3 protein-coding genes are annotated in these 5,381 nt (G+C 69.1%); 1 reads left to right on the top strand and 2 read right to left on the bottom strand.

From position 1 onward, the window contains the following. Positions 1 to 636 (top strand): HAD-IC family P-type ATPase (locus IE312_RS43075; protein ID WP_229900758.1); only part of this gene is annotated, 636 nt, incomplete at its 5' end. 786 nt (positions 637 to 1,422) lie between these two features. Here the strand turns inward: IE312_RS43075 and IE312_RS34000 are convergent. Both IE312_RS34000 and recD2 read right to left on the bottom strand, forming a co-directional pair. After that, positions 1,423 to 2,712 (bottom strand): citrate synthase, encoded by a 1,290-nt coding sequence (locus IE312_RS34000; protein ID WP_189986086.1) that lies wholly within the window; start codon positions 2,710 to 2,712, stop codon positions 1,423 to 1,425. Positions 2,713 to 2,909: 197 nt separating this feature from the next. Continuing rightward, complete coding sequence (gene recD2 / locus IE312_RS33995) at positions 2,910 to 5,168, bottom strand: SF1B family DNA helicase RecD2 (protein ID WP_189986085.1); 2,259 nt, start codon at positions 5,166 to 5,168, stop codon at positions 2,910 to 2,912. Between the last annotated feature and the right edge of the window lie 213 nt (positions 5,169 to 5,381).

Genomic DNA, 5,381 nt, shown 5'->3' with positions numbered 1-5,381 from the left:
CCGGACGTGGCGCGCGCGGCCCGCGAGGCCGAGCAGGAGGGCCGTACGGCCGTCGTGGCCGGCTGGGACGGGCGGGCCCGTGGCGTCCTCGCCGTCGCCGACGCGGTCAAGGAGACCAGCGCCGAGGCAGTCCGCGCCCTGCGTGCGCTGGGGCTCACGCCGGTGCTGCTCACCGGGGACAACCGGACCGTCGCGGAGGCCGTCGCCCACACGGTCGGCATCGACTCCGCGCACGTCTTCGCCGAGGTGCTGCCCGAGGACAAGGTGGACGTCGTACGGCGGCTGCAGCGCGAGGGGCGGTCGGTGGCGATGGTCGGCGACGGCGTGAACGACGCCGCCGCGCTGGCCACCGCGGACCTGGGCCTGGCCATGGGCACCGGCACGGACGCGGCGATCGAGGCCGCCGACCTGACGCTGGTGCGCGGGGACCTGCGGGTGGCCGCGGACGCGATCCGGCTGTCCCGGCGGACGCTGACCACCATCAAGGGCAACCTGGTGTGGGCCTTCGGCTACAACGTCGCGGCGCTGCCGCTGGCCGCCGCGGGGCTGCTCAACCCGATGATCGCGGGGGCGGCCATGGCCTTCTCCTCGGTGTTCGTGGTCACCAACAGCCTGCGGCTGCGGGCCTTCCGGTGACGCGGGCTCCGCGGTGACCGATGTCCCGGTCCCCCTGGAGTCCGGCGCGCGCCTCACATAAGCTCTTCACAAGGCTCGCGCATCATCCTTACGCTTGGGTCCCGATCGGCATATCGGGGCTCTTGCGTACCTAAGGGACATATGCAAGAGACGCAGATCACAGTGATGTGAACGTAACCCTCGAAGGGCTTCGAAGGTCTAAGTTGGCGGTGTCAGACCAGCGTCTTGGGGGGCGCTGACTGGCATCTGGGGATGTCTTGGGGGACTTCCTCAGAGATGCGTTGCCGGGGCACGTACACCGGGAAGCTTTGAGCGGCCCTCCCAGCGTGCGCTGTCCCGGCAGATCGCACCGCATCACTGGAGTACGGCGAGTTTTGCTCGTTGTGCTCGACGACAGCGAATTCAGGCGCTGTCCTCTCCGAGCGCCCGGCCGGATCCCGTGGGGGGAATCCGCACCGGGACATGGGAAGGCGCCCTGGTCGTCGGCCCGTGGGGGGACCGGCGGCAGGGCGCCTTCCGTTTTTTCCCGTTTTTCTGTTTTCCCTGTTTCCTGCGTCTTTTCCCTGTTTCCTGCGTTTCCTGCGTCGCTACGGCCGTGTGCCGACGCCCGCGCCGCGAGCACGGCCCGCCACGCCGGCCCGAGGGGCGCGGGGAACTGCGCGACCGGCCACCAGCCGGCCCCAGCCGCCCACGCCCTTCAGTGGCACGCCCTTGGGCGCACCCTGCCGGGAGCAAACCCGCTCCGGTGGGGGCGCCGACGGATGCGGCCCCCTCACCGGCCGGGTGTCAGCGCTCCTCGACCGGAACGAAGTCGCGCAGCTCCACGCCCGTGTAGATCTGGCGCGGACGGCCGATACGGGAGCCGGGCTCCTTGATCATCTCGGTCCACTGGGCGATCCAGCCCGGGAGCCGGCCGAGGGCGAACAGGACCGTGAACATCTCGGTCGGGAAGCCCATGGCGCGGTAGATGAGGCCGGTGTAGAAGTCGACGTTCGGGTACAGCTTGCGCTCGACGAAGTAGTCGTCGGACAGCGCGTGCTCCTCCAGCTTCAGGGCGATGTCGAGGAGCTCGTCCTCCTTGCCCAGCGCGGAGAGCACGTCGTGCGCGGCGGCCTTGATGATCTTGGCGCGCGGGTCGAAGTTCTTGTAGACCCGGTGGCCGAAGCCCATCAGCCGGACGCCGTCCTCCTTGTTCTTCACCTTGCGGATGAAGGTGTCGACGTCGGAACCGGAGTCGCGGATGCCCTCGAGCATCTCCAGCACGGACTGGTTGGCACCGCCGTGCAGCGGGCCCCACAGCGCGTTGATGCCGGCCGAGATGGAGGCGAACATGTTGGCCTGGGAGGAACCGACCAGGCGGACCGTGGAGGTCGAACAGTTCTGCTCGTGGTCGGCGTGCAGGATCAGCAGCTTGTCCAGCGCGGCGACGACGACCGGGTCCAGCTCGTACTCGTCGGCCGGCACCGAGAAGGTCATGCGCAGGAAGTTCTCGACGTAACCGAGGTCGTTGCGCGGGTAGACGAACGGGTGGCCGATCGACTTCTTGTACGCGTACGCGGCGATCGTCGGGAGCTTCGCGAGCAGCCGGATCGTGGAGAGGTCGCGCTGCTTCTCGTCGAACGGGTTGTGGCTGTCCTGGTAGAAGGTGGACAGCGCCGAGACGACCGAGGACAGCATCGCCATCGGGTGGGCGTCGCGCGGGAAGCCCTTGTAGAAGTTCTTGACGTCCTCGTGCAGCAGGGTGTGCCGCGTGATGTCGTTCTTGAACGTGGAGAGCTCGTCGACGGTCGGCAGCTCGCCGTTGATCAGCAGGTACGCCACCTCGAGGAAGGTGGAGCGCTCGGCCAGCTGCTCGATGGGGTAGCCGCGGTAGCGGAGGATGCCCGCCTCGCCGTCGAGGTAGGTGACCGCGGATTTATAGGCGGCCGTGTTGCCGTACCCGCTGTCCAGGGTCACCAGACCGGTTTGGGCGCGGAGCTTCCCGATGTCGAAGCCCTTGTCGCCGACGGTGCTGTCGACCACCGGGTAGGTGTACTCGCCGTCGCCGTACCGCAGTACTACAGAGTTGTCGCTCACGTCTTCCCTCACCGACGTAGTGCCTCATCTTCGAGGTGCCCTGACTGTCTCTACCATCCCCCATTTGGCTCAGGAGAGTGCACTCGGGGTCGACCATTGGGCCTATTGGCGGCACTCAGTGCCGCCAACCTGCTCATCCTGCCCCCTCCGAGGGGCATCTGGAAGTGCTCTGTGACCTTCGTGACTCATTTGATCGATCATTTCTGGGCGCCGAGCCTGAAGTCCAGGGCCGTACAGCGCCGACCGGCCGACACCGTGCGCACCGCCTGCCCGATCGCCTTGCGGGAACCGACGAGGACGACCAGCCGCCGGGCCCGGGTCACCGCCGTGTAGAGCAGGTTCCGCTGGAGCATCATCCACGCCCCCGTGGTGACGGGGATCACCACCGCGGGATACTCACTGCCCTGCGAGCGGTGGATGGTGACCGCGTACGCGTGCGCCAGTTCGTCCAGTTCGTCGAAGTCGTACGGAACCTCCTCGTCCTCGTCCGTCAGCACGGTCAGACGCTGGTCGACCGGATCGAGCGAGGTGACGACGCCCACGGTGCCGTTGAAGACGCCGTTCTTCCCTTTGTCGTAATTGTTACGGATCTGGGTGACCTTGTCGCCGACACGGAAGACCCGGCCGCCGAACCTCTTCTCCGGCACGTCGGGCCGCCCGGGCGTGATGGCCTGCTGAAGCAGCCCGTTGAGCGCCCCCGCCCCGGCCGGCCCCCGGTGCATCGGCGCGAGCACCTGCACGTCCCGGCGCGGGTCCAGCCCGAACTTGGCCGGGATCCGCCGTGCGGCCACGTCGACGGTGAGCCGGCCCGCCTCCTCCGTGTCGTCCTCGACGAAGAGGAAGAAGTCCTTCACCCCCTCGGTGAGCGGATGCTGCCCCGCGTTGATCCGGTGCGCGTTGGTGACGACACCGGACTGTTGGGCCTGCCGGAAGACCCGGGTGAGCCGGACGGCCGGGACGGGACCGCCCTCGGCGAGCAGGTCCCGCAGAACCTCACCGGCACCCACGCTCGGCAACTGGTCCACGTCCCCCACGAAGAGGAGGTGGGCCCCCGGGGGTACGGCCTTCACCAGCTTGTTGGCGAGCAGCAGGTCCAGCATCGACGCCTCGTCCACCACCACCAGGTCGGCGTCCAGCGGGCGGTCCCGGTCGTAGGCCGCGTCGCCGCCCGGCTTCAGCTCCAGCAGCCGGTGCACGGTCGAGGCCTCCGCACCGGTCAGCTCCGCGAGCCGCTTGGCCGCCCGGCCGGTCGGAGCCGCCAGCACCACCTTGGCCCGCCGGGCCCGGGCCAGCTCCACGATCGAGCGCACGGTGAACGACTTGCCGCACCCCGGCCCACCGGTGAGCACGGCGACCTTCTCGGTGAGCGCGAGCTTCACGGCCGCCTCCTGCTCGGGCGCCAGCTCCACCCCGGTGCGCGCCTTCAGCCACCCGAGCGCCTTGCCCCAGTCCACGTCCCGGAAGCCCGGCATCCGGTCCTCGTCCGTGCGCAGCAGCCGCAGCAGCTGGGCGGACAGGGACAGCTCCGCCCGGTGGAACGGCACCAGGTAGACGGCGTTGACGGGCTCCTCGCCGCCGTCCGGCCCGGGCACCTTCTCCCGTACGACCCCCGGATCGGCGCCCTCCTCCGGCGCCCGGCCCAGCTCGGCGAGGCACTCGATGACCAGCCCGGTGTCGACCTGGAGCAGCTTGACCGCATCGGCGATCAACCGCTCCTCCGGCAGGAAACAGTGCCCCTGGTCGGCGGACTGCGACAGCGCGTACTGCAGGCCGGCCTTCACCCGCTCCGGGCTGTCGTGCGGGATGCCGACCGACTGGGCGATCTTGTCGGCGGTCAGGAATCCGATGCCCCAGACGTCGGCGGCCAGCCGGTACGGCTGCTGCCTGACGACCGAGATCGACTCGTCGCCGTACTTCTTGTAGATCCGCACGGCGATGGACGTGGACACCTCGACGGTCTGCAGGAAGAGCATGACCTCCTTGATCGCCTTCTGCTCCTCCCAGGCGTCGGCGATCTTCTTCGTCCGCTTCGGCCCCAGCCCCGGCACCTCGATCAGCCGCTTCGGCTCCTCCTCGATGACGCGCAGCGTGTCCAGCCCGAAGTGCTGCGTGATGCGGTCGGCGAAGACCGGCCCGATCCCCTTGACCAGCCCGGAACCCAGATAGCGCCGGATGCCCTGGACGGTGGCCGGCAGCACGGTCGTGTAGTTCTCCACGTGGAACTGCCTGCCGTACTGCGGGTGCGAGCCCCAACGGCCCTCCATCCGCAGCGACTCCCCCACCTGGGCGCCGAGCAGCGCGCCGACCACGGTGAGCAGGTCGCCGGCGCCTCTGCCGGTGTCGACCCGGGCCACCGTGTAGCCGTTCTCCTCGTTGACGTACGTGACCCGCTCCAGCACACCTTCGACCACGGCAAGCCGCCGCTCACCGGTCTGGGTCCCCGCCTCTTGAGCCATGATCCGACGGTACCGGCGGGGTGTGACAACGGGTGACCGGCCCGGAGACTCCGGTTCGCGCGAACTTTCGGCGGCGCGGCTCGTTGATCACGGCGATGGAAGGGAGAGCTGATGGTCGGCTCGTCGCATGAGGCGCTGCACCGGATCTTCCAGAAGGATCCGACGCTGCTGACGAAGGCGTTACAGAGGGTGCTGCACGTGCCGTTCCCCGAG

The sequence above is a fragment of the Streptomyces capoamus genome (assembly GCF_014654935.1).
GTDB lineage: Bacteria > Actinomycetota > Actinomycetes > Streptomycetales > Streptomycetaceae > Streptomyces > Streptomyces capoamus.
The sequence above is the reverse complement of the archived record's forward strand: the minus strand, read 5'-3'. Positions and strand labels throughout refer to the sequence as shown.